Genomic DNA, 23,659 nt, shown 5'->3' with positions numbered 1-23,659 from the left:
GGCGCTGTTGCTTTTACTCGGCACGCAAGGTCAGTTTCGGTGCTGGCGGGGAGGGCGGGATATTGTCGCGGTCTAGCAACCAGGATGCAATATCGCTGAATACGGGGGCCGCAGATTGACCGCCGGAACCGTCGTCGTTGACGCCGGATTCAGGTTCATCAAGCATGACGGCGACGACGAAGCGGGGGTCGTCGGCAGGCGCAACGCCCGCGAACGTGATCCAGTACTTGGAGTTGGAATAAGCCCCAGTTTTCTCATCGACTTTCTGCGCGGTACCCGTCTTTCCGGAGAGCTGATAGCCCTCAATGTTTGCGTTTCCGGCGGTGCCGTTGTTGATGCCTTGCGGGTCATCCTGGAAAACGGCGCGGAACATGTCCACGACTGTGCGCGCGGTTTCGGTGCTGACCACGCGGGTGGTCTCGGGCTCGTCCAGTTCTTCCTTCGTCCCGTCCGGCGCTGTAATCGAGTCAATGATGCGCGGCTCAATGCGCTCACCATCATTGGCCAGTGCCTGGTAAATAGATGCCAATTGCAAGGCGGTCCATGATTGGCCTTGGCCGATGGGCAGGTTAGCGAACGTTCCGCCCGACCACTGCGAGCGATCGGGAACAAGTCCCGGGGACTCGTTGGGCAGCTCGATGCCGGTCGTCTGGCCGAGGCCGAACTTCTTCAGGTAGTCGGCATACTTATCTTGGCCGAGTCGATCCGCCAACATCAGCGTTCCCACGTTCGATGACTTACCGAAGACGCCGGTCGTGGTGTAGGGCTCGACGCCGTGCGGCCAGGCATCGTTCACAGTCACGCCGGCCATGTCGATGGAACCGGGCACTTGCAGAACCTCATTGGGGTCAGTAAGCCCCTCTTCAATGGCTGCTGCGGCGGTGATGATCTTTGCCACCGAGCCCGGCTCGAAGGGATGCGAGACAGCAAGGTTATCGAAGGTCTTATCCTTGTCCAGCTGCTTTTCGATGTCCTTGTTCGGATCAACCGTTCCAGTATTTGCCATCGCCAAAACCTGGCCGGTAGCTGCGTCCAAGACGACTGCCTCGGCGCTCTTCGCCTTCGAGTTGGCCTTCGCCTTCTCCAGCTTTTGTTGCACGTAAGTCTGCAAGTCGAGGTCCAGCGTCAGCGTCACGTTCTTGCCGTCGGTGGTGGGCACCTGATCGCGGAGAGTACCTGGGATGACCTGGCCGCTGGCGGAAACGTCTTCCGTCGAGCTGCCATCGATTCCCGTGAGGGTGGTGTCTCCGGAAGCTTCGAAACCAAATTGTCCCTGGCCATCCATGGATACCTTGCCAATGACGTTCTCAGCGATCGATCCGTTGGGGTACTGGCGGATTTGCTGTTCATCGGCAGCCAGGCCGTGGTATTCCTCAGCGATGGCTACCGCGACATCCGGGTCGACGTTGCGCACGAGAACCTCGTACTGGGTATCGGCGCGGAGCTTATCCATGATCTGCTCCGAATCTACGTCCCCGGCGTCGATGCCCGCTTCCTTCAGCTTGTCCGGGATTCCCTTCGACATGTCGGTGAGCCTCTCTGTCACCTTGTCGTCGAGGTAGGTCTTCTTTGCGTCGGGCGCTAGGGACGCAAACTCGGCCTCGTCGGAGGCCTTCTGCTCTTCCTGTTCACGAAGCTCATCGCGCAGGCGGGTCGGTGACACAGTCAAGGACCGAGCGCGCATGGTGTAGGCCAAACGCTGGCCATCGCGAGCAAGAATCTCGCCACGCCCAGCGGTATCCACATAAACACGAGTTCGCTGTTCTGCGGCCTTCGCTGCCAAGTCTGGGCCCCACACGATCTGCACCCATGCGAGGCGCCCCATCCACGCCAGCATGACGACGAGTAGTACCGCCGCAATGACATGAACGCGACGGTGCATCGTCTTTTGCTGGCTCATAAACGGCTTGCCGGTACGCGGGTTTCGGGAACGGGTCGCGGGAACGACGCGGTCGGCGTCGTAACGCTGCCGTGGTTGGTGAGAGGTACCGCGCGGTTGGGCGGCACGGGCGGCGGAAACGCGCCTCGGGCGCCGGCCACCTGAGTGTGGTGGGGTCACACGTCACCTTTCTATCTGCAGCGAGGATGGGTATTTGAACAGCTAAACATCGTGCCCCCACTGGTGCGGGGGTGGAGATGAACTCATCCCGAATTGTGCCCTATGATCGCCGCCCGTCCACGCAGGCACGCGCGGAGCGGGAAGGGATTCTACCCCCGAGCGGCGTAAGGAGCCTGAGCTGGGATGTCCGGCAGCTCTACGTTTCCTTCACCCGACTGACCTCCCTCGGAGTTGTCTCCCGAACGTGAATCATTCGGGGAAGAGCTCTCACGCTCGCCCTGCCTTCCGTTGAGATTCGGGCGGGCGTTCAGGTTGTCGGACATGTTGGCGGTCGCGTTCGGGTCACTGGAAGCCTGTCCCGGGCGGACCGGCTCGCCGTTGACATCGATGACCGATTCCATATCCGGAGTTGCCTCACGCTTTTGTTCCACGTTGCCGTCCGGACCGACTTCCACAACGCCCGGCTGGACCGGGATACCCATCTTGGCTTCGTGGGCACGGCGGGCAACATCGGAGGCGGAGCGAACATTTTCCAAGTCTCGGTTGAGAGTTTCTAGCTGGTTATCCAGCGTGGATTCCTGGGCGGTAAGCTCCTGAATCTTGAAAGTCTGGGACGTCGACAAGCCCGAAAGCCACATGGCCGCAGCCACACCAGCGATAAGTAGGCCGATGGCAATGAAGGACAGGCGGGCGAAAAGACCAGTGACCCGAGTGGGCTGCACAACACGGCGCCCACGATTACTCACTACCTGCTTCGACCCAAGGCGGTTTCCCCGCAGGCTGGTTGCACCCCGTCGTGAGGGCACTGTGCCGCGATGCGGAGTGCGGCTGGGCAGCGGCGTGGTACGGCGACCCCGCTCAAGCAGTGCGGTCCCCTGCCCCGAGACGTCGGCTCCAGTAGTGAAATCGCGGCTAGCGCCCATGGTGTGGGTCCTCTCGTGGTCGCGGCGGTCGGTTGCCTGTGCAGTGCGGTCTCTCAACGTCATGGCCTACCTCCCGGTTCATGAAAAGACGGGGTCCCTTCAAGACGCTCGAGAGCGCGCACCCGGACGGATGCCGCCCGCGGGTTCTCCGCAATCTCTTCCTTGCTCGCCTTCTCGGCCCCACGCGTCACAATGGAGTAGTGCGCCGCGGTGCCCGGGAGATCCATGGGCAGGCCCGCCGGTGTGGTCGAGGTGCTGAGTTTGGTGAAGGCATGCTTGACGATGCGATCTTCGAGCGACTGGTAGCTCATAAACACCGCGCGCCCACCAACGGACAGGGCATCCGTGATTACGGGGATAACCTGCTCAATCGCTTCAAGCTCGCGGTTGACCTCGACGCGCAAAGCCTGGAAGGTTCGCTTCGCAGGGTGGCCGCCGGTGCGGCGAGTTGCCGCCGGGATAGCGGCGTACAACAGCTCAACTAATCGCGCGGAATTGCTGAAAGGTTCCTTTTCCCTTTCCCTGAGCACAGCGGACGCAATCTTGCCGGCGAAGCGCTCATCACCATAAGTCTTGAGGATGCGGGCAAGCTCGCCGTGACTATACGTATTCAGAATGTCGGCGGCCGTCATTTCCTGGCGTGGGTCCATGCGCATATCCAGCGGCGCGTCGGTCTTGTACGCAAATCCGCGGTCGATCTGATCGAGCTGCATGGATGACACACCAAGATCAAACAGCGCCCCGGCAATGCCGTGCTCCCGCGCGATAGAAAAAATTTCGTGCTCGCCCTGCGCAATGGCGCTGCCCACCTCGTCGAAGCGCGCGTTGACGGCGACGAAGCGGTCAGCGAAGGGACTGAGACGGCGAGAAGCATTGCTCAAGGAGGCGGAGTCACGATCCACACCAATGATGCGTGCGGCGGGAAAGCAGTTGAGGAAGTACTCACTGTGGCCGCCGGCGCCGAGGGTGCCGTCGACAATCACTGCGTTCTCCCCTGCCGCTTCAACCGCTGGGGCAAGCAGCTGAGCCATGCGCGCACGCATGACGGGGACATGGCCATGGTTGTCATTCACGTCGTAGGTAATAGTGCCATTGCGGTCCACAGCTGCTGTCCCCCTTTCCGTTCAGGCGCCTGAGGCTGCTGTCTGATGTGGTCGATAAAAAATCGAGTGCGTATAGGGCCCTGTCCGAGGAAGGGTTCTGATGTCGGGGAAGTACACCAGCTCATCCTCCTCGGGCAGAGTCCGTACACGCACTCTCGGTGCACCGGGCTAGCCCTAAAGCAGTCCGGCAAGTACGTCATCGGCGTCTGCCGCCGAGTAAGCGTCTTCAGTTTGCGCCTGGTATTCAGCCCATGCGGCTGCGTCCCAGATTTCGAGGAAGTCGACCGAGCCCACAACCACGCATTCCTTCGTCAGGTTTGCGTACTCACGGTGGCCTGCAGACAGCGTGATACGCCCGTGCCCATCGGGACGCTGCTCGTCCGCACTCGCTGCCAAGTTACGGATGAACGCACGTGCGTCCGGGTTGGTACGAGACACAGCCGCAGCCTTCCTGGCTCGTGCCGCGAACTCCTCGCGCGGGTACACCGCAAGCGAGTGATCCTGCCCCTTGGTGACCATGAGGCCACCGGCCAGTTCTTCGCGAAACTTCGCTGGAAGCGTAAGCCGCCCTTTGTCATCGAGCTTGGGAGTGTAGGTGCCGAGAAACATCCCCGGGTCCACCTTCCTGTCACTCGAAAACTCCGGATTCCTCTCGCGACAAGAGAACAACTCTCCTCCGCTGCGCCCCACTCTACCCCACTTTCCCCCACCACCAACACCTTTAGCACCCCACCCTCCCGCGTGTCACAATAAATCCCCAGATAAAAGGATGTTTTTCCGGTGGGAAGTTTTCCCGGCGCCCCCTTGACATACCGCTAAAGTAGGGACCCTCCCCGGGCAATCACCCACGCAACTTCCACCCCTTAGAAACTAAATCTCCTCACCAGCCCCAGAATCCTGCAACTTTGCCCGCCCCACCCCCAACAAAACCGCCAGCGGCACCCAGGCTCCAGCCCCCAGCCCACACGAGTGGGTGAAAGTGGGGAATTGAGGGAAAGCGACCAAAAGCGCCGCCACCACCGCCTCCCTTTTTTAGAAACGCCGCGTTCCTATGATAGAAACAGTGTGTTGCCATCTTGAGAACCACGGGATGGCGCTCCATTAGTTTTCTTCACCCACTAGGAAGATCCCCTATGTATCTAGCTTGGCGCGAGATGCTCTTCGCGCGTACCCGATTCATCCTCATGGGCGTTGTCCTTGCCCTCATGTCCATGCTCGTCGTCATCATCTCCGGCCTCACAGCAGGTTTGGTCAACGACGGCGTCTCCGGACTAAAAGCAATGGATGCCGACGTCGTCGCTTTCGCCGACGGCACCCAGAAAGACTCAGCTTTCACCCGCTCGGTTGTCGATGCCTCTGATAGCGAGTCCTTCGCTCAGCACGACGGCGTGGAAGAAGCCGCTCCTCTTGGCCTGACCATCGCCAATGCCCATAACCAAAACGGCACGGCAGTGGACCTGACCCTGCTGGGAGTAGAACCGGACTCCTTCGTGGCACCGGCAGGTTTGCCCGCACTTGACACCAACCGGGTCGACGGCCAGCCCAGCAACACCAAGCACGACATCATCGTCTCCTCCACCCTGCACGATGAAGGCATCGAGGTCGGCGACACCATCACGCTCGATCGCTTGGATATCCCGCTGAATGTCGTTGGGTTTACCGATAACCAACGCACCTTCGGACACGTGGACGTGGCCTACCTTCCGCTCGACATCTGGCAAGAGATCCACGCTGGCGGTCGCCACGGCGAAGCCGTGAACCCAGACGCTTATGACGAAGCCTCCGTCATCGTCGCCCGCACGTCAGACAAGCCGGACACCGAGGCCCTCTCGGAACAGTCCGGCCTGGATGTTCGAACCCTCAAGGAAAGCTTCGACTCCTCCCCCGGCTACACCGCCGAGATGATGACCTTATCCATGATCACGTGGTTCCTGTACGTCATCGCCGCACTCGTGACCGGCGCCTTCTTCCTCGTGTGGACCATTCAGCGGGCCGGCAATATCGCCACCCTCCGCGCGATGGGCGCGACCAAGGGTTTCTTGTTGCGCGATAGCCTCGGCCAGGCAGTCGTCATCCTTGTCTTGTCCATCCTGGCGGGTGCGCTTGTCGCCGTCGGCCTGGGCAGCCTCCTGGAGCAGACTGCCATGCCTTATGCCACCGAATTCAGTTCCGTCATCAGTGGCGGACTCATCCTCTTCGTCGCTGGTCTGCTCGGCGCTTTCATCGCCGTTGTCCGTGTCACCCGAACCAACCCCCTCGCAGCCCTAGGAGAAAACCGATGAGCCCAGCTTTGGAACTAAAAGACGTCACCGTCAGCTACACCGATGGCGATTCGCAGGTTAAGGCACTCGATTCCGTCAACCTCAGCATCAATCCCGGCGAATTCGTTGCCGTGGTCGGACCATCAGGTTCCGGCAAGTCCACGCTGCTCGCTGTTGCGGGCGCATTGACGACGCCCGATTCCGGCCAGGTCCTCGTTGCGGGCGAGGACATCGTGCAGCTTGGCGACGCCCAACTGGCACAGATCCGCCGCAACCACATCGGCTTCGTCTTCCAGTCCACCGGAAACCTTCCTTCCGCGTTGACTGCGGAGGAACAGCTCGAGCTGGCCAGCAAAGTCATTGGTAAGACTGGGCGCTATTCCAGCACTCAACTCCTCGACAAGGTTGGCATGAAACATCGCGCCAAGCACCGCCCGGGCGGCTTGTCCGGCGGTGAACGGCAGCGCGTTGGCATCGCGCGTGCACTCGTTGGCAACCCCCAGGTGCTGCTTGTCGACGAACCCACCGCAGCCCTAGATCGTGCACGCTCCCAGGAGATCGTTGCGCTCTTGGCAAAGGAATGCCACGACTTTAACGTCGCGGGCGTCATGGTCACTCACGACTACGAGGTTCTCGATCACTGCGACAAGGTCTATGAGATGGTCGACGGCCGCTTAACACCGGCCACCGCATCCGCCCAGCGATAAGCAAAGAATGCGCAGCTTAACGTAGACTCACACGCATGCCAAAGATCACTGAAACGACAGTAGCCGAGCACCGCGCCGTCCAGCACCGTGCGGTGCTCGAGGCTGCCGAAAAGCTGATCATCACTAGCCATGGTGCAGTCCCCACCTTGGCCGAAGTTGCCGCAGAAGTCGGGCTTGCCCGCCCCAGCATCTATCGATACGTATCATCCCAGCACGATCTACTGGTACAGCTGCTTATTCAGGCGACCCAATCGTGGAATGAGCAACTCGAGGCCGCCATGAAGGTAGCTTCCCCGGAGCCTAAGAAGCGCATCCACGCCTATGTCGACGCCACGCTCGATCTCTTCATTCATAGTGCACACGGCCATTTAATGACCGCCGCACAGCACTTCCCCCAGGCCTTTGCTGACGAGGCAGTACAGAAGTCTCATGGCGGCTTCGCCTCCATCGTTGACGAGTTCTGCCCCGGCGTTTCCCCAGTAGATATCTCGTTGCTCAATGCGGCCATCGTCCGCGCCTCTGAGCTGGCGGACGGCTCACCGGAAAAGCTCAACAGCGCAACGCAAACCCTCTACGCAATGGCCGAAGCCATCCTACCCTAGGCCACCACATCAAAAGAGCCCTCCGCGGATTAAAGCGGAGGGCTATTCGGGACCAGCTTTGGGACCGGTTCTAGACGCTTAGCGACCTTCGAAACGACGACGGAAATTGTCTTCGAGGCGGTTTCCAACGTCGCTACCGCCCTTCTTGGATTGCTTGCCGCGACCCCGAGTGGACGACTGCGCACCGACTGCAACCAGAGAATCCTCCGAGTTCCCGCGCAGCATCCAGACGCCGGATCCAAACATGACTAGGAAGCCGAGGACCGAGAGGCTCACAAACCACAGGGATTGCTGGGCCAGCGCAATACCGCCCACCATCATGCAGAGACCGACAACAATCAGGGCAACTCCGCGGAGGGTGATAACGCCCGAGTTTGCGCCGAAAGAAGTTTCACCGGACACCGACGCACCAAAACCAGGATCATTGGCCAGCAACGACTGCTCAATTTCACGCAGCGCTTGCTGTTCGTGCTCAGAAAGGGCCACAGCGTCCTCCGTAGTGGGTTGGGTTTAGGTAGTGGAACTGGGAAATAGGATTACTACCTCTATAACGTCAAGGATAGCGAGATAGTTCCCGCAAAGACAGTCCACACGTTTTAAACGCACTACGCCCCACTACTGTGGCCCCGCGCTCCGCATTAAGCCGCGAGACCACCGAAGCCCAGCTCAGACTCAGTCGCATCCACATAGCGGGCGGCAAGCGCCACATAGCGATAGACCGTATCAGGATCAGGGACCGGATCCAGTCCGGATGCCACTCGCGAACGCACAAGCGAGTAGTCCTTAAACTCCGCTGCCCACTGCGCATCAGCCTGGCCGATGAGCGCCACTTGCTCCCAAGCGGAGGTGGGCAAGCGCCGACGACGTGACACCGTGGACGCCGCCACCCGAGCACCGGCAGCGCGCAGCGAGGCGCGATAGGCCATTTCCAAAGCGTCCGCGAAACGCCCCTCCGCCGCGCTCTGGCGCGCCTCCACCAACAAATCCAACGCTTGACCCACGAAACGATCGCGGCGTATGCACTGCAACGCCTCCCGGTTACGGCTCCGCGCCGCTGCTGTTGCTGAGATTACCTGTGCCATGACCTCTCCCCCTTGGGCTTCTTCCTGAGCTTGTCAATAGAGACTGTGTTGTTGATTTCCTGTCGTTGTTTGTTGACGCGATTCACCTTAAAGCCGCCTTCCTACATCCACCCCCAATGTTAGTCCACATGTTCGAATTTGACAATAGTTTTACCGAACTTCTCCACGTTTTTCGAACATGCACATCAAATTTGCCTGCGAAGGGTTCGTTGCCTGCTTTCACATACCGCAAGAATCTGTTGTTATTAGACATGTGAGTTACACGCTGCGCCGCCTAAGCCCCCAAGAGTTCGCCATTGCCCTCCCGCACTTGGTGGATATCTACATTGCAGCGATGAACTACGACCCCTCAGTACGCAACAGCTCCATCATGCGGTGGCGCGGGGATCTCATACGCCCGGGGTTTTCCTGCGTGGCGGCCACCTCCGAAGACGGCATCACCGGCTTTGCCTACGGCTTTCTAGGCTCTCCTGATACCTGGTGGGATAGGCAACTCCGCCGAGCGCTCTCCAACAACGGCGGCGCAACCCCAGAGCAAGAAGAGGTTCTCCACAACTATTTTGAGTTGGCGGAAATCCACGTAGTGCCCGAGGCACAGGGCCACGGTCTGGGCCGTGCGCTGCTTGAAGCACTGGCCTGGAACCTCCCCGCCCGCTACATCCTGCTCTCCACACCTGAGGTTCCCAATGAAGCCAACTCCGCCTTCGGCCTCTACCGCACAATGGGCTTTAGTGACTTCCTTCGCCAGCTCCATTACCCCGCCGATTCACGCCCCTTCGCCATCCTGCAATCAGCTGTGCCGCTAGCACCAGCCGGTACCGCTTAACCTGGCGTCTAATCCGTGAGCCTGCCCAGGTAGAGTGGCAGGCGTGACTACTCCGCAAATACCTTCCCTGGACGATATCCCCGTAGCCGTACGCGAGGAGCTCGAGCTTTTCCTAGATAGTCAGCGCGACGCCATCGCGTCCATCGGTTCCCCGGTGACTAACGCGATCTCCTATTTGGAATCCTTCGTGCTGGACGGCGGAAAACGTATCCGCCCTCTCTACGCGTGGGCAGGTTTTATCGGCGCACATGGGCTCGAGGGCACGGAGTCCCCGCAGGCGATGCTCCGCGCAGCTTCTTCCCTAGAATTCATCCAGGCTTGTGCTCTCATCCACGATGACATCGTGGATGCTTCCGATACCCGGCGCGGCAATCCCACCGTCCACCGTGGCGTAGCCGCTCGCCATCGGGAGCTCGGGCTCAGCGGTGACGCTGACTTCTTCGGGCAGTCTCTCGCCATCCTTGTGGGCGACATGGCCTTGGTCTGGGCCGAGGACATGCTCCAGGATTCCGGCCTGAGCCCCGAGGCGCTCGCGCGCGCTCGGGCGCCGTGGCGGGCGATGCGCCGCGAGGTTATCGGCGGGCAAATGCTGGATATTTGCCTCGAAGCGGAAGGCTCCGAGGATGCAACGTTGGCGGACTCAGTAAACCGTTTCAAGACCGCCGCGTACACCATCGAGCGCCCGTTGCATTTGGGCGCAGCCGTAGCAGGAGCACCCGAAAAGCTTGTTGCCGCTTTCCGCGGCTATGGACAAGACATCGGGGTCGCATTCCAGCTCCGCGATGATTTGTTGGGGGTCTTTGGTGACCCAGCAATTACTGGCAAGCCCGCCGGTGATGATCTGCGCGAGGGCAAGCGCACGATCCTCTTGTCATTGGCTCTGCAACGTGCGGATACCACTGATCCCGCTGCTGCCGCGGAGCTTCGCCGACTCATCGGCCAGACGGAGGATCCCGCAGATATTGCCCGCATGGCCCAGATCATTGCCGATTCCGGGGCACCGGATGTCGTCGAGCAGCGCATCAGCGATCTCACGCGCTCGGGCCTTGACCACCTTCATAATGCCCAGGTCGCCCCCGAAGTCACGGCAACGCTGGAAGAGCTTGCCCACAAATCCACCGCACGCCGGATGTAGCATGGCCCGCTCCGCATCCGCGCGCGTATCCCTGCGCATTCCCAACCCCCTTCCTTTGGGCATCGTCTCCGCGGCGATCCTTGCTCTCGCCTCCTTCTCTGGTGGCGCAACCCGGAACCGCGGCGGCTTTCTTGAGGCACTCAATATCGGTTTTCTCGCGTATGGCCACGGCCGCAACATCGGCATAGTCCTCTATTGGGTTGGCCTCTTTGGATTGGTCGCCGCGTGGGTCCTGGCTGGGCGTTATCTCATCGCCCCACAGCTCAAGAACCCGCAACCCGACGGCGCGCTGTCTGACATCCGCCGAATGCTGATGTGCTGGGTTGCCCCGCTGTTGTGCGCGGCCCCACTGGCTTCGCGGGACGTGTACTCCTATCTCATGCAGGGAGCCATGGTGCGCGATGGTTTCGATCCTTATGTCGAAGGCGCGGCTGTTAACCCCGGCCCCTTCCTGCTGGAAGTCTCACACGACTGGCGCAACACCACTACGCCTTATGGTCCGCTGCACTTGTGGATGGGCAACGGGGTAACCGACCTCGTGGGGGACAATGTCGCCGCGGGCATCATCGTCTATAAGGCGATATCGGTCCTCGGCTTTGCCGCCATCGCTTGGTCGATTCCACGCCTTGCACGCAGCATCGGGGGCGATCCGGCGCTAGCGCTGTGGTTGGGTGTAGCGAATCCAGTGATTCTATTGCACCTCATCGGCGGCATGCACAATGAATCGGTCATGGTGGGCTTGGTATCGCTGGGATTGCTCGCCGCGGTTCACAACAAGTTTCATCTCAGCCTCCTTCTTGTCGGCGTAGCGGTGTCGCTCAAAGCCACAGCTGTATTCGCCGCACCGTTTATCGTGTGGCTCATGCTGCACCACTGGGCGCCGAAAGGCACCACGCCACTCAAGCGCTTCGAGGTCTTTCTCCTGTCCGGCGTCGTTGCCGTGGCGGAGGTCGCGCTGGCGGTGGCGGTGATTACGTGGGCGTCGGGAAGCTCGTGGGGCTGGTTGTCACAAATCAGTGGCAATTCCAAGGTGATCAATCCCCTGGCCGGCCCTACCTTGCTCGCCGACATTCTGGTACCGCTCATCCAGGTCTTCTCCCCCGATACCACCTATAACGGGGTGCTCAGCGTGTTGCGTTCAATTGCGATGATCCTCATGCTCCTCGGCCTCGTCGTCGTGTGGTGGTGGGGGCGAACGGGCGTGCGCCGCGCGATTGCCGCTACGGCTGCTGCCTACCAGGTGGCGTTCGTCTTCAACTCTGTGACGCTTCCCTGGTATTACGCCTCCGTGCTGACGCTCATGGGAACCTTCCGTCCACCGCTGCCCTTGATCAAACTAACCACCGGCGTGGCCCTCTTTATCGGAGTGGCCTTCGCTGGCGACGGAAACCACCAGCTCTATAACTGGTTCTGGGACATCGCCATGGTGGTCGTGGCGTGGTCAGCAACGCAGTGGATTTTCGATGGTGTTCCACGCACCACCGCGGCCATGGATGAGGCTGCTACTGCTAAAACGCCGAAGCCTGCGCGCGCCGAATAACCTCGCGCGCAAGGTGCCCGTGGAGCGCGTCAATGGGGCGGCCTGGCAAGGACTCATCTTCGGTAAACAGGTGCGCCAGAATTTCATTGTCGCCCCAGCCGTTATCGGAGAGGACCGTAATCACTCCGGACACGTGCTTGGAAATGACGCCCTTGGAATTGAAGAATGCCTCCGGGACGAGGCGCTCCCCCTCGGCGTTTCGCCACACAATGAATTTACGCGCGTTGAGCAGGTCGAAGACGCGAGTGATGGGAAGATCGAGCTTTTCAGCAACCTCAGCGAGCGTCAGCAGCTTTTCCCCGGCGAGGAGCTGCGGTAGTTCCGGGTGGGGATTCTCGAAGTTGTTCTCAGAATTAGTCACGGACACAACTGTAGCCGGATCACACTTTGGGGCGCTGATCGGCCATACTGGAATCCATGACAAGGCTGAACGTGGGCGACATTCTCGAAGGACGCTACCGCATCGATCAGCCGATCGCTCGCGGCGGCATGTCCACTGTGTATCGCTGTGTCGACATGCGCTTGGGCCGCGCAGTGGCCGCCAAGGTCATGGATGAGCGCTATCACGATGACCCTGTCTTCGTCACCCGCTTCGAGCGCGAGGCCCGCGCCATGGCACAGCTAAGCCATCCCAACCTCGTCGCCGTGCATGATTTCTCCGCGGATGGGTTGCCCATCTATCTCATCATGGAGCTCATCACCGGCGGCACCTTGCGCGAGCTCCTTGCTGAACGCGGCCCCATGCCGCCACATGCCGCAGCCGGCGTCATGCACTCCGTGCTGGCCGGGCTCACCGAGGTCCACCACGCCGGCCTCGTGCACCGCGATATCAAGCCAGACAACGTTCTCATCACGGACAACCACCGCGTTAAGGTCGGCGATTTCGGCTTGGTGCGCTCCGCCAAAGCGGAGCACGATAGCTCGGGTCAAATCGTCGGCACCGTCAGCTACCTCTCCCCCGAGCAGGTTACGGGTGCGGATATCACCCCGGCTTCCGATGTCTACTCGGCCGGAATTGTCCTGTTTGAGCTCCTTACCGGCACGGTCCCCTTCCACGGCGAGACCCCACTGGCCCACGCCACAGCGCGCGTGCACGCGGATGTGGTGGCGCCGTCCTCACGCATCGAGGGGGTGCCCATGCTTTTCGACGCCCTCGTGGCCACCGCCACCGCGCGCCAGCCGGCCGAAAGGTTTGCGGATGCCGGCGAATTCCTCGATGCGCTGGATGATGTATCCCGTGAACTGCAGCTCCCGCAATTCACCGTCCCCGTCCCGCGGAACTCGGCTGCTGCACGAACAGCCGCTGTGCCCACGGATTTTTCGGGGGCAGGCAATACCCGGGTCTTCGAAGCTACGTCCACGATCCCGGCGCCTCAAGCGCCCACGCGGGAAACCCGTGTAGAGCCTCGAAACGATGTTTTTCTCCCGCCGGCCGCACCGGTAAATCCTCCGGCACCGTCCCCTGCGGTAGCAGAACCTTCTGCGCCGCTTCCCCCGGCCGGTGCCGAGGAGGAGCCAGAAGAGCGCCCCTTGAGCAACCGCAGCGCGATTGCCCTCGTTGGCTTCCTCGTCCTCGTCGGCCTCGCCACCTTGGCTGTCGCCGTGGCGGCCTGGTGGTTTGGCTCCGGAGAATACGGCACGTGGCCGATTCTCTGGAGGCCATATTAGCCTGCGCAACTTCTAGTTGCGCAGCATCTCCGCGATAAGGAAGGACAGCTCCAGCGATTGCTGCGTGTTCAGGCGCGGATCCACGGCGGACTCGTAGCGGCCCGGCAGATCCACGTCCGTGATGTCCTCAGCGCCGCCGAGGCACTCGGTGACGTCCTCGCCGGTGAACTCTAGGTGGACACCACCAGGGTGAGTACCCAGTTCACGGTGCACCTCGAAGAAGCCCTGGACCTCGTCGACGATCTTGTCGAAGTGGCGGGTCTTGTAGCCATTCGATGCCGTGAAGGTATTCCCGTGCATCGGATCGGACTGCCACACAACCTTGTGGCCGGAGTCCTCCACGGCCTTGATGATCGGCGGCAGGACGGAACGCACCTTATCGTGGCCCATGCGGGCGATCATGGTTAGGCGGCCAGGCTCACGGTTCGGATCCAGACGCTCTGCGTACTGCACAGCCTGCTCCGGAGTTACTCCTGGGCCAAGCTTGATGCCCACGGGGTTGCCGATGATGGAGGCGAAAGCGACGTGGAAATCGTCGAGGCCGCGGGTGCGCTCGCCGATCCACAGCTGGTGAGCGGACAGGTCGTAGAGCTTGGTCTCGCCGTTAGTGTCCAAGCCCAAGCGCAGCATGGAACGCTCATAGTCACGCAGCAGGGCTTCATGGGAGCAGTAGATCTGTGCCGAACGCAGGGTCTCGTCTGAGACTCCGCAGGCGTTCATGAAGGCCAGGCCGTTCTCAATTTCATTCGCCAGGGCCTGGTAGCGAGCGCCTGCCGGAGAGTTGGCCACAAACTCGCGATTCCACTCGTGGAGTCGGTAAAGGTCAGCAGTACCGGATTGGGTCAGTGCGCGGACCAGGTTCATGGCCGCCGAGGAGTTCGCATAGGCACGGATCATGCGGGCGGGATCGTGGCGGCGGGATTCCTCGTTGGCTTCTACGCCGTTGACGATGTCACCGCGGTAGTTGTACAAGCCGTTTGCGTCCAGATCAGAGGAGCGCGGCTTCGCGTACTGGCCGGCGATGCGACCGAGCTTAACCACCGGGGTGGACGCGCCATACGTCAAAACTACGGCCATTTGAAGCAGCGTCTTGATGTTGCCGCGGATGTGCGGCTCCGTATTGGACTCGAAGGTTTCCGCGCAGTCGCCTCCCTGGAGGAGGAAGGCGTTGCCCAGGGCGACGTCGGCAAGCTTGCGCTTGAGGTCCTCAATCTCTGGAGCCACGACGATAGGTGGGACGGATTCCAGGATCTTGCGCACGTTATCGGCTTGCAGCTGATCCCAGCTGGGTTGCTGCTTTGCCTCGCGGGCAATCGCATCTTGAAACTTCTCGTTGATCCCCTCCGGCAGCGGTGGCAGATCAGGGAGCACTTCTTTGGGAATATCTACTGTCCAACTCACACCCAGTATTTAACCATCTTGGGTCTATCGCGCGTTAGTTAATGGCATTTCGGCCACGGTATTAATTCACGCTTTATTAACGCGGTTGCCCCTAGTCAACGGCAAGTGCTGTTCACAAACCCGAAATTTGGCCAGATTATGGCGGGCGTCGACCAACGCGTCATGGTTGCCGTTCGGGACTGGAGGCAGCTTGGGGCGGCCGGCGAATTCCCAATACTGCTTAAGCTCCCGGGTATAGCGCGGCAGGCCCTTGGGCAGACTCGCCATATCGCCCCAGAGTTGCGCAACAACCACGTGGTCATAAGCGCCCACCCAGGCCCACAACTCGATGGGAGTGGAGTGCCGGCCGAGGAATTTCAGGAGATCTTCGCGGATGGTTTCGCGCGATTTCCAGACCGGATCTGCTGGACTCGGCAGCTTATCCAAAACATTCTCACGCACCCATGCGTTTGCCTTGGCCGGATCAAAATCTGTCGATACCGCGTAGTATTCGCTACCGTCTTCCCCGACAATTCCGATGGAGACCAATTCAATGGTCGATCCGTCCTCGATAAATTCGGTGTCGTAGAAGTAGCGCACGCCCCGTATCCTAGTCTCCCGCCCACATAGGCCTGCCCACTGGGGTCTATACTCAACTGCGTGAAGAAAGCTCTCTCCTCCCCTCTTCTCCCCTTGTTCATAGCAGGGCTGGCCTCCCTAGCGTGGATTATCCAGCTTCCGGCATTATTCAGCAGCGGCAGCATTGCACCTTATTACCACATTGACCTCGATGTCTATCGCGAGGGAGGACGCGCGCTTCTACGCGGAGAGAATCTTTACGCACAGAGCTATGTGCTCGACAACGGTTTTTCGCTGCCTTTTACCTACCCGCCTTTTGCTGCAGCGCTTTTCGCCATGGTGTCATGGCTCCCGTTGTGGCCGCTGTCCGTTCTTCTTACCGCAGCATCGCTCGGGGCGCTGTGGGTTTGCCTGTATGCCGTGATTTCTCGGAGCTGTGCTACTGAGCGACCTGGTTGGTGGTCCTCGTGGGCATTGTGCGCCTGCATGCTGATGGAACCGGTTACTGAGACGCTCAGCTTCGGCCAAGTGAACCTTTTGTTGACCGCGGCGGTCGTTGTAGATTGCTTACTGCTGAGCCCACGAAGCTCGTGGCGTGGTGTGCTTACGGGCATTGCAATAGCCATCAAGCTCACCCCAGCGGTGTTCCTCGCCGTGTTTTTCGTTCGCCGCGACTGGCGCGCTCTTGCCACGGCGTTGGTCTCCTTTGTCGCATGTGGTGTAGTGGGGCACCTCGCCTCCCCAGCGAGCTCCGCGGTGTATTGGACCGATACCCTTCGTGATTCCTCGCGCATCGGCGGGCTGGCCTACTCCGGCAACCAATCACTCCGCGGCCTGCTAAGCCGCATTGTCCCCGAGCAAGCATCGGCTCTTTGGATTCTCGGATGCATCGCCATCGTCGCGCTTCTGTGGTGGCTTATGGAGCATACATCATCGCAGGTCGAGCTCGTGCTGCTCGCTTCCTCGGCGGCGCTGCTGTGCTCCCCGGTCTCGTGGTCTCACCATTTCACGTGGCTCTGCTTGGCAGCGGTATATCTGACCGCCCGCCGACACTGGTTCCTAGCTGCCCTCACATGGCTGACGTTGCTGGCCCGCGGCCACTGGCTCGTCCCGCACAATGAGCAGCTGGAGCTGACGTGGTCGTGGTGGCAGCAGATTCCGGGCAACGACTATTTCTTGCTCGTCGTGTTTCTTGTCGCGGTGAGCTGCTGGCTCAGGCTCGTGCCTACAGACGACGGTTCCGTTTTTCGCCGACCCGCACCGATTGGCGGCGGTTTAAGCGTCCAGCCCACGACGGGCACCTTGCCCAAAGCCCACAGTGCTAGCGACGCGACTGCGCAATAAAGAACGCACATGCTAAGCCAGAACCACGTGTTTTCCAGCGGCCACTGGCCCGCCAGGCTAACCTCCCGAGGATGGAGCGCCATGGGGTAGCCATAAAGAACGGTGAGACCGATGGGATGCCCTAGATAGATAGGCAGCGTGTGGGCACCGATGAAACGCAGACCAGTGGACAAGGCCGGAATATAGGACACCGCCACCGCCACCGCGATTCCCACTGGCACCTCGAAGAACTGCTCTACCATGCGAACGAGGATGTGAACGTCATCCCGCACCAGCGCCTCCGTACCAGGCAACAACCACGTGACGTCAACTTCTCCGGAGAAGTTATCCCACGCGCGGCGAGTAAAAAAGCCGATGGCGTAGGCCACTGTCATCCCGGAATACGCCCAAAAACTGCGGTGATCCCATATGCCCTTAAACGGTGCCTCGATAGCTGCAGCGAAGTCGGAAATGGCATCACGGAAATAGGCAGCGCCGACAAAGACCGGGAGAAACATGATGGCCTTCGCAATCGAGGTGTATTGCGCCTGCCAAGCGGTGAACAGAATCGGGCTAAAGCTCAGCGCCATCGCTGCCCACCCGGGGAGCTTGCGTACGCACCACAAGAAGATGTTGAACAGAATCAGCGAATGCAAAAACCATGCCATGGAATGGCCCACGAGCAGGCTGGCTGTCATTTGGCCAACATCGAAGATGGGATCTCCAAAGACCCAGTGGTACTCCACGCGTTTGGTTTGTTGCTCAACGAGCATCCAGACCACATAGGGAACGAGGAAGTACCACAGGCGGCGTGTGAAAAGCTCCGCGAAGCTAAAGCGAAAAACCTTCTGGGCAAAAAAGCCGCTCACCAAGAAGAACAGAGGTAAGCGAAGCGGATCCAGCCAGACGTTAAAGGCCGCCAGCCACGTCTCCCCTGATTCAGGAACGGTGAGCGTGATGTGCAGAAGCACGACGCCCAGGATGGAGATGCCTTTCGCTACATCGGGCCACGCCAGGCGTTTGGTTAGAGAAGAAGACACTGACTACCGTGCCTCCGAACCGGGCTCGGCCCCTTCCGGGTAGCCGTGTCCAGCTTGCAGAGAGGCCTTCACATCGGAGGCGTACACGTCGACATAGGGTTTACCCGCCAACTCAGCCAGCTGCTTCATCACGTAGTCCGTGAAGGCGCGCGCAGTAGCGTGGTCCTGAGGATCAAGGTTGCGTTCAGCGGCCCACGCCTGGGGGTCGATGGGCTCACCCACGCGCATGCCGACGCGAACCGGGCGCGGGATCCATGAACCGATCGGGTTTGCCTTCCGGGTATTAATCATGGCGATGGGAATTACCTGCTTACCAGTGGTCAACGCGATGCGCGCCATGCCGGTGCGCCCCTTGTAAATGCGTCCATCGGGCGAACGAGTTCCCTCCGGGTAGATTCCAAAGAGATCCCCGCGGCCGATAATGCGTTGCGCGCTCGCTAGCATGGCGTCGCTCGCGTCTTTATTGACGCGGTCAATCGGTACCTGCCCCACGGAGCTAAAGAACCACTTTTGCAGGCCGCCAACGAAACCGGGGGTGGTGAAATACTCGCTCTTAGCCAGAAAAGTAATCTGCCGCGGGCACAACAGGGGGAAGTAGAAAGAATCCATGACGGCTTGGTGAGAGGATGCCAAGATAGCCGAACCGGATTCCGGGATGCGATCCATTCCTTCGGACCATGGGCGGTTCCATACTCGAAGGGCCGGGCCAAAAAAGATGTGCTTAAAGGCCCAGTACCACTTGTTTCGCATCGCTTATAGTCCTATCTGTTTATGCCGAACAGGCCACGCTGTCCGTTGAAAGAAAAATGTGCGGTGTTAACCTCGGTGCTCCTGGCGGGCGAGATCAGCGACACCAATCATACCCGCCGCGGAACCCAGTTTCGCGGTTGCGACTCGGGCTAGAGGCCTGTGACCGGCCCCGACAATCTGGCTAGCCATAGCTTCCCGTGCCCGATCTAGGAACAGATCCGCGTCCTTGGATACCCCACCGCCGATGACGATCAGCTCGGGATCAAGGACATCCGCCACCATGGATAGTCCCTGCCCCAACCACTGTCCGAAGTTATCCATGACAGCCAGACCTAGCGGATCTCCCCGGCGAGCGGCCGCGGTGATCTCCTCGCCGGAGGGATTCTCCGGGAGGGTGGTTTCAAAGTCACCGCGCAGATCCGCGCAGGTGTCCGGCAGAGCGGTTCCGGACGCGTAGCGTTCGAGGCAGCCGCGCTTTCCGCACGAGCATTGGCGTCCGCCCGGTGAAACAACGAGGTGCCCAAACTCAGGGGCAGTGCCGAAAGCTCCGCGGTAGATCGTGCCGTCATTAAATAGCGTGGCTCCAATGCCGGTACCGACAGCGAAGAAAACCCATTCCTTCGCCCCGCGTCCTGCACCAAAGCGCCACTCCCCCCACGCGGCCGAGTTGGCGTCGTGCTCAAGCCGGACAGGAACGTCCAAGCGCTTGCTCAAGATTTCACGCACTGGGGCGTCCCGCCACGGCAAATGCGGAGCAAAACGCACAATCTCGCATTCGGGATCCAAGAACCCTGCGAGGGCAAGCCCAACGGCATCAATGTCATGAGAAGCTGCGAGGCTGTCGACGCAACGCACGATGTCATCTTCGAGCTCTCGCGCTTCCATGGCCGTAGGCACGCTCATCGAATCCACAATCTCTCCGGCGGGATCAATCACCGCGGCGCGCAGGTTTGTTCCACCAATATCGAACCCGATGGTGAGGCCACTGCGGCCGTCTTCAGCGGAGGGAGTGTGTTGAAGCATGACTAGTAGGATATACCCCGGCTTGCCCTCGATCACATTCAAGAATCTCGCGCAATCGTGCGCCCATGATTTCCCACGTCCAGCGCTCCTCTACGTGGCGGCGCCCGGCTGCCCCCATACGGTGGGCCCGGGGGGCATCGCCAAGCAGCGTGCACAGTGCCTCCTCGAGCTCCGGTACCGAAGACCCGCGCACAACGAGCCCTGTTTCCGGAGTCACCGTTTCCGGTGCTCCGCCGGAATCTCCAGCAACCACTGGCAGCCCCGCCGCCTGCGCCTCGAGGTAAACAATGCCGAGTCCCTCGACGTCGAGTCCGCCACCTCGTGTGCGCGCAGGCATGGCGAATACATCGGCCGCATGGAGGGCCAAACGCAATTCCGCCGTATCCCGCGCCTCCTGAATCACGGCGTCTGGGCAGTACAGATGCGCAAGTTCACGCAAGGTCGGCTCGTAGCGGCCGCGTCCGATAATGAGTAATTGCGCATCTGGAATTCGCCCACGCACCGCTGGCATAGCGCGCAAGAGTTGATCCTGACCTTTACGCGGGACCAGACGGGAGATGCAGACAATTACTGGGCCGGGGCCCAACCCGAAATGCGCACGGGCCGCCTGCTTCTCTGCTGCGGTAGCTGGCGTGAAATCCTCCAGGTTGACCGCCGAGGGCAAATGAACCCACCGCGCACCCGAGCCGAACGCGGGCTCCAACCTGTTGCGCGTGTAGTCCGAGATATACGTGAGGACATCCGAAGACTTGCCGATCCTGCGCAAGGCTTGCCGTGCCCCAGGAAGCATGGACCACCCCACCTCATGCCCGTGCGTTGTGGCTACGATGCGGCGCGCGCCCGCTGCACGCGCTGCCGGCGCCATGAGCGCGAGTGGGGCCGCAGCACCAAACCACACGGCCTTGATATCGTGTTCTCGGATGAGGCGCTGCATCTGGCGGGCCGTAGCAGGCGTTGGCAGCATGATGGAGCGCGGCCAGCGGACCACGGTATAGGGCAGCGTCGAGTCATACTCCGCAGCGGCGTCCCCGTCTTGAGTCGAGGCGAAAACCACGACATCCTGCGGGTTGAGGGTCGCCAGAAAATCTCGAAGATAGGACTGGATCCCGCCGATGGTGGGCGGGAAGTCATTGGTGACGAGGAGTGTGCGCGCCATGTCCTAATAGCGTACGGCACCTTCCACCGGCATGGAATTCAGCGGCACCACGGCCACGGGGACGCCATAGGTGGAGGCATGAACAATCTGGCCATCACCGATATACATTCCCACGTGGGTAACGCCGGGGTAATAGCCCACAATATCGCCGGGCTGGAGTTGGTCCAGCGGCACCGGCGTACCACCGGCGAGCTGCGCCTGCGAGGTGCGCGGAATGCTCTTGCCCATCTGCTGATAGCTCCACACCATCAGGCCAGAACAGTCAAAAACATCAGGACCCGTTGCGCCCCAGCCATACGGGGCGCCAATACGGCTGAGAGCGGCTTCCACAGCGGCAGACCCGGAGCCATCGGCCAGCGCAGCCAAGTCAAGGTCGGAGGATCCACCGAAGTGCTGGACCCATGCCTCACGCGCTTCTGGGCTTAAGCCATCAACGGTGGCCTCAAGTTCCTTCTGTTGTTCTTCCAGCTCGGCCTTTTCTTTCAGCACCGAGTCACGCTTTACCTGCAGCTCGTCACGCTTATGGCGTGCCTCCTCGGCGGCATCAACCGCCTCTTGATGCGCGTTGTCGGCCGCTGCGGAAGCCGCGACCATTGCGTCTTCCTCACGCTTCGCGGCCTTGGATAGGGCACCTAGATAGCCCATCCGTTCTACCGCACTGGCCACGTCATTTGCATTGAGGGCGGCGGAGACCGACGTTGCAGCGGCATTCCTACGATAGCGCTTCTGCGCTAGAGCATCGATGCGTTCCTGTTGTTCGGCCACAGCGGCTGAGGCATCTTCGGAAGTACGCTGCGCTTCCTCGGCCTTTAATTCCAGCTCGCCGATCTCTTTCTCCGACTCAGCGAGCTCATCCTCGAGCCCCTTGACTTCCTCACCCTTGGCAGACACGCGCTGGGCGACGTCCGCCATGCGCTCAATGAGGCCGGGCAGGTCTTCAGGATCCTCCGCTTGCGGAGCGCCTTCCTGCTGCTGCTCCGGAGAAACCTCCTGGGACACAGCCGACGGTGAAAGGATGGCAACTGGAACCGTGCTCAAGGCAAGTGCAGCGACCGCACACGCAAGGCCACGCCGCGACATGGATACCCCCGAAACTTAGAGAAGGTTAATAGATAACTGAATTATACCCTCAGTCGAGCAAAAACATAACGTCTACAAGAATAGCCGAACCCCTTCCCCACCCTCACCATCAACATGGCAAGAGCGGCGGAAGGGGTTAGGACGATTACCGAGTGCGCTTAGAAGCGAACTGCGGAGTGAATCGGCATGTAGTTCAGGGAACGCTCACCCACCGGGGTACCGGAGTTCAGAGCGTCAATGATGGTGCCATGGCCGGTGTAGATGCCAACGTGAGATGCACCAGAGTAGTACACGATGATGTCACCCGGCTGCAGCGCATCGAGGGACACCGGGGTGCCGGCAGATGCCTGCGCCTGGGACGTACGCGGGATGGACACGCCAGCCTGCTGGTAAGCCCAGGAGGTCAGGCCAGAGCAATCGAAGGCGCTCGGGCCGTTAGCGCCGTAGACGTACGGGGAACCGATGGCGGAACGAGCGGCTTCAAGAACCTTCTCGCCCACGGACTGGGTCGGCGCCGGGGCCGGTGTCGCCGGGGACTCAACAGCAGCGGCGTAGCCGCCACCCTGGTTTGCCTTGAAGGCAGGGATGTAGCGATCAACGTTGGGCAGCTGCTGAATGTTAGGAACATTCTCCAGGCCGGCGACCTCAAAGCGGATGTCGGTGTCCGGAACAACGACCTCGGCAGCGTTGGCGGCAGCCGGTACGGTAACAGCTGCGGTTGCTGCGATAGCAGCGGTAGATGCGATGCGACGGGTGTTCACGTTGCCCTGACGACGGTGCTTAGCCACGAATTTAAACTCCAAATCTTCCTATGCGCCTACTTCGCCCGCCAAGACGGCGAATCATTCATTCACCTTCTTGATGACGCGGGCAAAAGCTCTGACCCAAGGGGCGGGCCTAGCGTTCGACGATGACCCATTCCTGTAGAGCCATCTCCGCTCGGCCCCCGGTTTTAGGAGGGGCCAGACGCGGCGCTTAAATCTTCAGTTCGTATTGAGCACCGGTGATGTGTACACCGTGTCGGTAACTCAATGTCTCGAATAGGTTACGAAATCATCACAAGCGATGTCGAGTCAGAAACGCAAAACCGGCTTCGTTACCGTCCTGTTATCAAACGGAAACCTAAAAGACATCCCCCGCGCAGCCCCGACTCCAATACACACTACCCACCAGAAGATACAGGCAACAACCTGCCACAACAGGGTCGCCAGCCAACGCGAGACCACTAGACCAATAGCGCATGACCGGAATCCGAATTCGCCATAAAAATAATGATGTAACCTTCGTCACACACCGGTAATGCCGGGCATCAAATGCCCCAACCTACCCACAGTGCACTCCTAAAACACCACCAAAGAATCAAGAAATGCTGTGGACTTTTAGCAGATTCCTCCACCGACCCCGGTGCTATTGCTCGACCAT

Annotated in this window: 22 protein-coding genes and 1 pseudogene; 8 read left to right on the top strand and 15 right to left on the bottom strand. The window is 60.4% G+C overall.

Features of this window, described 5'->3' with window-relative positions; translation table 11 throughout:
- Window positions 1-13: 13 nt before the first annotated feature.
- The 4 genes from HMPREF2822_RS01065 to mraZ all read right to left on the bottom strand — a co-directional run bounded on the left by HMPREF2822_RS01065 (window position 14) and on the right by mraZ (window position 4,694).
- On the bottom strand, window positions 14-1,882 hold the full coding sequence (locus tag HMPREF2822_RS01065) for a peptidoglycan D,D-transpeptidase FtsI family protein (protein WP_070519851.1): 1,869 nt from the start codon (window positions 1,880-1,882) through the stop codon (window positions 14-16).
- Between the two features lie 326 nt (window positions 1,883-2,208).
- A complete protein-coding gene (locus HMPREF2822_RS01060; RefSeq protein WP_070519849.1) occupies window positions 2,209-3,045 on the bottom strand; it encodes a cell division protein FtsL in 837 nt (278 codons plus the stop codon).
- Window positions 3,042-4,085, bottom strand: coding sequence for a 16S rRNA (cytosine(1402)-N(4))-methyltransferase RsmH (rsmH, locus tag HMPREF2822_RS01055; RefSeq protein ID WP_070519847.1), 1,044 nt, complete (start codon window positions 4,083-4,085; stop codon window positions 3,042-3,044). The genes HMPREF2822_RS01060 and rsmH overlap by 4 nt, the downstream gene beginning before the upstream one ends.
- A 174-nt stretch (window positions 4,086-4,259) precedes the next feature.
- Window positions 4,260-4,694, bottom strand: a complete 435-nt coding sequence (gene mraZ / locus HMPREF2822_RS01050; protein WP_010190539.1) for a division/cell wall cluster transcriptional repressor MraZ — start codon at window positions 4,692-4,694, stop codon at window positions 4,260-4,262.
- A gap of 524 nt (window positions 4,695-5,218) precedes the next feature.
- Between mraZ and HMPREF2822_RS01045 the strand changes: the two genes are divergently transcribed.
- From HMPREF2822_RS01045 to HMPREF2822_RS01035, 3 genes are read left to right on the top strand one after another with little or no spacing between them, the layout of a single operon-like run.
- The gene (locus tag HMPREF2822_RS01045) at window positions 5,219-6,367 is read left to right on the top strand and encodes an ABC transporter permease (RefSeq protein ID WP_070519845.1); all 1,149 of its coding nucleotides are present in this window, start codon (window positions 5,219-5,221) and stop codon (window positions 6,365-6,367) included.
- The gene (locus HMPREF2822_RS01040; protein WP_070519843.1) at window positions 6,364-7,053 is read left to right on the top strand and encodes an ABC transporter ATP-binding protein; all 690 of its coding nucleotides are present in this window, start codon (window positions 6,364-6,366) and stop codon (window positions 7,051-7,053) included. The genes HMPREF2822_RS01045 and HMPREF2822_RS01040 overlap by 4 nt, the downstream gene beginning before the upstream one ends.
- Before the next feature lie 35 nt (window positions 7,054-7,088).
- Window positions 7,089-7,655 carry a TetR/AcrR family transcriptional regulator gene (locus HMPREF2822_RS01035; protein ID WP_070519840.1) on the top strand — a complete coding sequence of 189 codons (567 nt, stop codon included), beginning with the start codon at window positions 7,089-7,091 and terminating at the stop codon, window positions 7,653-7,655.
- A gap of 78 nt (window positions 7,656-7,733) precedes the next feature.
- Here the strand turns inward: HMPREF2822_RS01035 and HMPREF2822_RS01030 are convergent, their stop codons facing one another.
- Together HMPREF2822_RS01030 and HMPREF2822_RS01025 are read right to left on the bottom strand one after the other, a co-directional pair.
- On the bottom strand, window positions 7,734-8,141 hold the full coding sequence (locus HMPREF2822_RS01030) for a DUF3040 domain-containing protein (protein WP_070519838.1): 408 nt from the start codon (window positions 8,139-8,141) through the stop codon (window positions 7,734-7,736).
- A 152-nt stretch (window positions 8,142-8,293) separates the two neighbouring features.
- Entirely contained in the window at window positions 8,294-8,737 is a 444-nt protein-coding gene (locus HMPREF2822_RS01025) for an SAV_6107 family HEPN domain-containing protein (protein WP_070519836.1), read from the bottom strand.
- A gap of 253 nt (window positions 8,738-8,990) precedes the next feature.
- Between HMPREF2822_RS01025 and HMPREF2822_RS01020 the strand changes: the two genes are divergently transcribed.
- From HMPREF2822_RS01020 to HMPREF2822_RS01010, 3 genes are read left to right on the top strand one after another with little or no spacing between them, the layout of a single operon-like run.
- Entirely contained in the window at window positions 8,991-9,563 is a 573-nt protein-coding gene (locus HMPREF2822_RS01020) for a GNAT family N-acetyltransferase (RefSeq protein ID WP_070519834.1), read from the top strand.
- A 43-nt stretch (window positions 9,564-9,606) separates the two neighbouring features.
- Window positions 9,607-10,698 (top strand): polyprenyl synthetase family protein, encoded by a 1,092-nt coding sequence (locus HMPREF2822_RS01015; RefSeq protein WP_070520148.1) that lies wholly within the window; start codon window positions 9,607-9,609, stop codon window positions 10,696-10,698.
- A gap of 1 nt (window position 10,699) precedes the next feature.
- The gene (locus HMPREF2822_RS01010; RefSeq protein WP_070519832.1) at window positions 10,700-12,238 is read left to right on the top strand and encodes an alpha-(1->6)-mannopyranosyltransferase A; all 1,539 of its coding nucleotides are present in this window, start codon (window positions 10,700-10,702) and stop codon (window positions 12,236-12,238) included.
- Here HMPREF2822_RS01010 and HMPREF2822_RS01005 read toward each other — a convergent pair.
- Window positions 12,207-12,605 (bottom strand): Rv2175c family DNA-binding protein, encoded by a 399-nt coding sequence (locus HMPREF2822_RS01005; RefSeq protein WP_070519830.1) that lies wholly within the window; start codon window positions 12,603-12,605, stop codon window positions 12,207-12,209. The genes HMPREF2822_RS01010 and HMPREF2822_RS01005 overlap by 32 nt on opposite strands.
- A 50-nt stretch (window positions 12,606-12,655) precedes the next feature.
- Between HMPREF2822_RS01005 and HMPREF2822_RS01000 the strand changes: the two genes are divergently transcribed.
- The gene (locus HMPREF2822_RS01000) at window positions 12,656-13,906 is read left to right on the top strand and encodes a protein kinase domain-containing protein (RefSeq protein WP_070519828.1); all 1,251 of its coding nucleotides are present in this window, start codon (window positions 12,656-12,658) and stop codon (window positions 13,904-13,906) included.
- 12 nt (window positions 13,907-13,918) lie between these two features.
- Here HMPREF2822_RS01000 and HMPREF2822_RS00995 read toward each other — a convergent pair whose 3' ends face one another.
- Together HMPREF2822_RS00995 and HMPREF2822_RS00990 are read right to left on the bottom strand one after the other, a co-directional pair.
- Complete coding sequence (locus HMPREF2822_RS00995; RefSeq protein WP_070519826.1) at window positions 13,919-15,307, bottom strand: class II 3-deoxy-7-phosphoheptulonate synthase; 1,389 nt, start codon at window positions 15,305-15,307, stop codon at window positions 13,919-13,921.
- 66 nt (window positions 15,308-15,373) lie between these two features.
- On the bottom strand, window positions 15,374-15,886 hold the full coding sequence (locus tag HMPREF2822_RS00990) for a polyadenylate-specific 3'-exoribonuclease AS (RefSeq protein WP_070519824.1): 513 nt from the start codon (window positions 15,884-15,886) through the stop codon (window positions 15,374-15,376).
- 60 nt (window positions 15,887-15,946) lie between these two features.
- On the opposite strand from HMPREF2822_RS00990, the gene HMPREF2822_RS13825 reads away from it, so the two are divergent.
- Window positions 15,947-17,209, top strand: coding sequence for a glycosyltransferase 87 family protein (locus HMPREF2822_RS13825; protein ID WP_369815733.1), 1,263 nt, complete (start codon window positions 15,947-15,949; stop codon window positions 17,207-17,209).
- A gap of 35 nt (window positions 17,210-17,244) precedes the next feature.
- Here the strand turns inward: HMPREF2822_RS13825 and HMPREF2822_RS00985 are convergent.
- The 6 genes and pseudogenes from HMPREF2822_RS00985 to HMPREF2822_RS00960 form a co-directional block, all read right to left on the bottom strand.
- Window positions 17,245-18,159, bottom strand: a pseudogene (locus HMPREF2822_RS00985) (hypothetical protein); the annotation flags it as partial.
- Between the two features lie 72 nt (window positions 18,160-18,231).
- Window positions 18,232-18,978 carry a lysophospholipid acyltransferase family protein gene (locus HMPREF2822_RS00980; protein ID WP_070519819.1) on the bottom strand — a complete coding sequence of 249 codons (747 nt, stop codon included), beginning with the start codon at window positions 18,976-18,978 and terminating at the stop codon, window positions 18,232-18,234.
- A gap of 66 nt (window positions 18,979-19,044) precedes the next feature.
- The gene (locus tag HMPREF2822_RS00975) at window positions 19,045-20,001 is read right to left on the bottom strand and encodes an ROK family protein (protein WP_070519817.1); all 957 of its coding nucleotides are present in this window, start codon (window positions 19,999-20,001) and stop codon (window positions 19,045-19,047) included.
- A complete protein-coding gene (locus HMPREF2822_RS00970) occupies window positions 19,976-21,157 on the bottom strand; it encodes a glycosyltransferase family 4 protein (RefSeq protein ID WP_070519815.1) in 1,182 nt (393 codons plus the stop codon). The genes HMPREF2822_RS00975 and HMPREF2822_RS00970 overlap by 26 nt, the downstream gene beginning before the upstream one ends.
- Before the next feature lie 3 nt (window positions 21,158-21,160).
- Window positions 21,161-22,237, bottom strand: a complete 1,077-nt coding sequence (locus HMPREF2822_RS00965; protein ID WP_070519813.1) for a C40 family peptidase — start codon at window positions 22,235-22,237, stop codon at window positions 21,161-21,163.
- Window positions 22,238-22,395: 158 nt separating this feature from the next.
- Window positions 22,396-23,025: a C40 family peptidase gene (locus tag HMPREF2822_RS00960; RefSeq protein WP_070520146.1), complete on the bottom strand. Its 630-nt coding sequence runs from the start codon at window positions 23,023-23,025 to the stop codon at window positions 22,396-22,398.
- Window positions 23,026-23,659: the final 634 nt, after the last annotated feature.

Source organism: Corynebacterium sp. HMSC062E11 (assembly GCF_001811845.1).
Lineage (GTDB): Bacteria > Actinomycetota > Actinomycetes > Mycobacteriales > Mycobacteriaceae > Corynebacterium > Corynebacterium hesseae.
Note: the sequence above shows the minus strand (reverse complement) of the source record. Positions and strands in the feature narration are given on the sequence as shown.

What these genes read in the sequence shown, in the direction of transcription:
- HMPREF2822_RS01065 (WP_070519851.1), bottom strand. Translation starts at nt 1,882, where the DNA reads ATGCACCGTCGCGTTCATGTCATTGCGGCGGTACTACTCGTCGTCATG.
- HMPREF2822_RS01060 (WP_070519849.1), bottom strand. Translation starts at nt 3,045, where the DNA reads ATGACGTTGAGAGACCGCACTGCACAGGCAACCGACCGCCGCGACCAC.
- mraZ (WP_010190539.1), bottom strand. Translation starts at nt 4,694, where the DNA reads ATGTTTCTCGGCACCTACACTCCCAAGCTCGATGACAAAGGGCGGCTT.
- HMPREF2822_RS01045 (WP_070519845.1), top strand. Translation starts at nt 5,219, where the DNA reads ATGTATCTAGCTTGGCGCGAGATGCTCTTCGCGCGTACCCGATTCATC.
- HMPREF2822_RS01040 (WP_070519843.1), top strand. Translation starts at nt 6,364, where the DNA reads ATGAGCCCAGCTTTGGAACTAAAAGACGTCACCGTCAGCTACACCGAT.
- HMPREF2822_RS01035 (WP_070519840.1), top strand. Translation starts at nt 7,089, where the DNA reads ATGCCAAAGATCACTGAAACGACAGTAGCCGAGCACCGCGCCGTCCAG.
- HMPREF2822_RS01025 (WP_070519836.1), bottom strand. Translation starts at nt 8,737, where the DNA reads ATGGCACAGGTAATCTCAGCAACAGCAGCGGCGCGGAGCCGTAACCGG.
- HMPREF2822_RS01010 (WP_070519832.1), top strand. Translation starts at nt 10,700, where the DNA reads ATGGCCCGCTCCGCATCCGCGCGCGTATCCCTGCGCATTCCCAACCCC.
- HMPREF2822_RS01000 (WP_070519828.1), top strand. Translation starts at nt 12,656, where the DNA reads ATGACAAGGCTGAACGTGGGCGACATTCTCGAAGGACGCTACCGCATC.
- HMPREF2822_RS00980 (WP_070519819.1), bottom strand. Translation starts at nt 18,978, where the DNA reads ATGCGAAACAAGTGGTACTGGGCCTTTAAGCACATCTTTTTTGGCCCG.
- HMPREF2822_RS00975 (WP_070519817.1), bottom strand. Translation starts at nt 20,001, where the DNA reads ATGCTTCAACACACTCCCTCCGCTGAAGACGGCCGCAGTGGCCTCACC.
- HMPREF2822_RS00970 (WP_070519815.1), bottom strand. Translation starts at nt 21,157, where the DNA reads ATGGCGCGCACACTCCTCGTCACCAATGACTTCCCGCCCACCATCGGC.
- HMPREF2822_RS00965 (WP_070519813.1), bottom strand. Translation starts at nt 22,237, where the DNA reads ATGTCGCGGCGTGGCCTTGCGTGTGCGGTCGCTGCACTTGCCTTGAGC.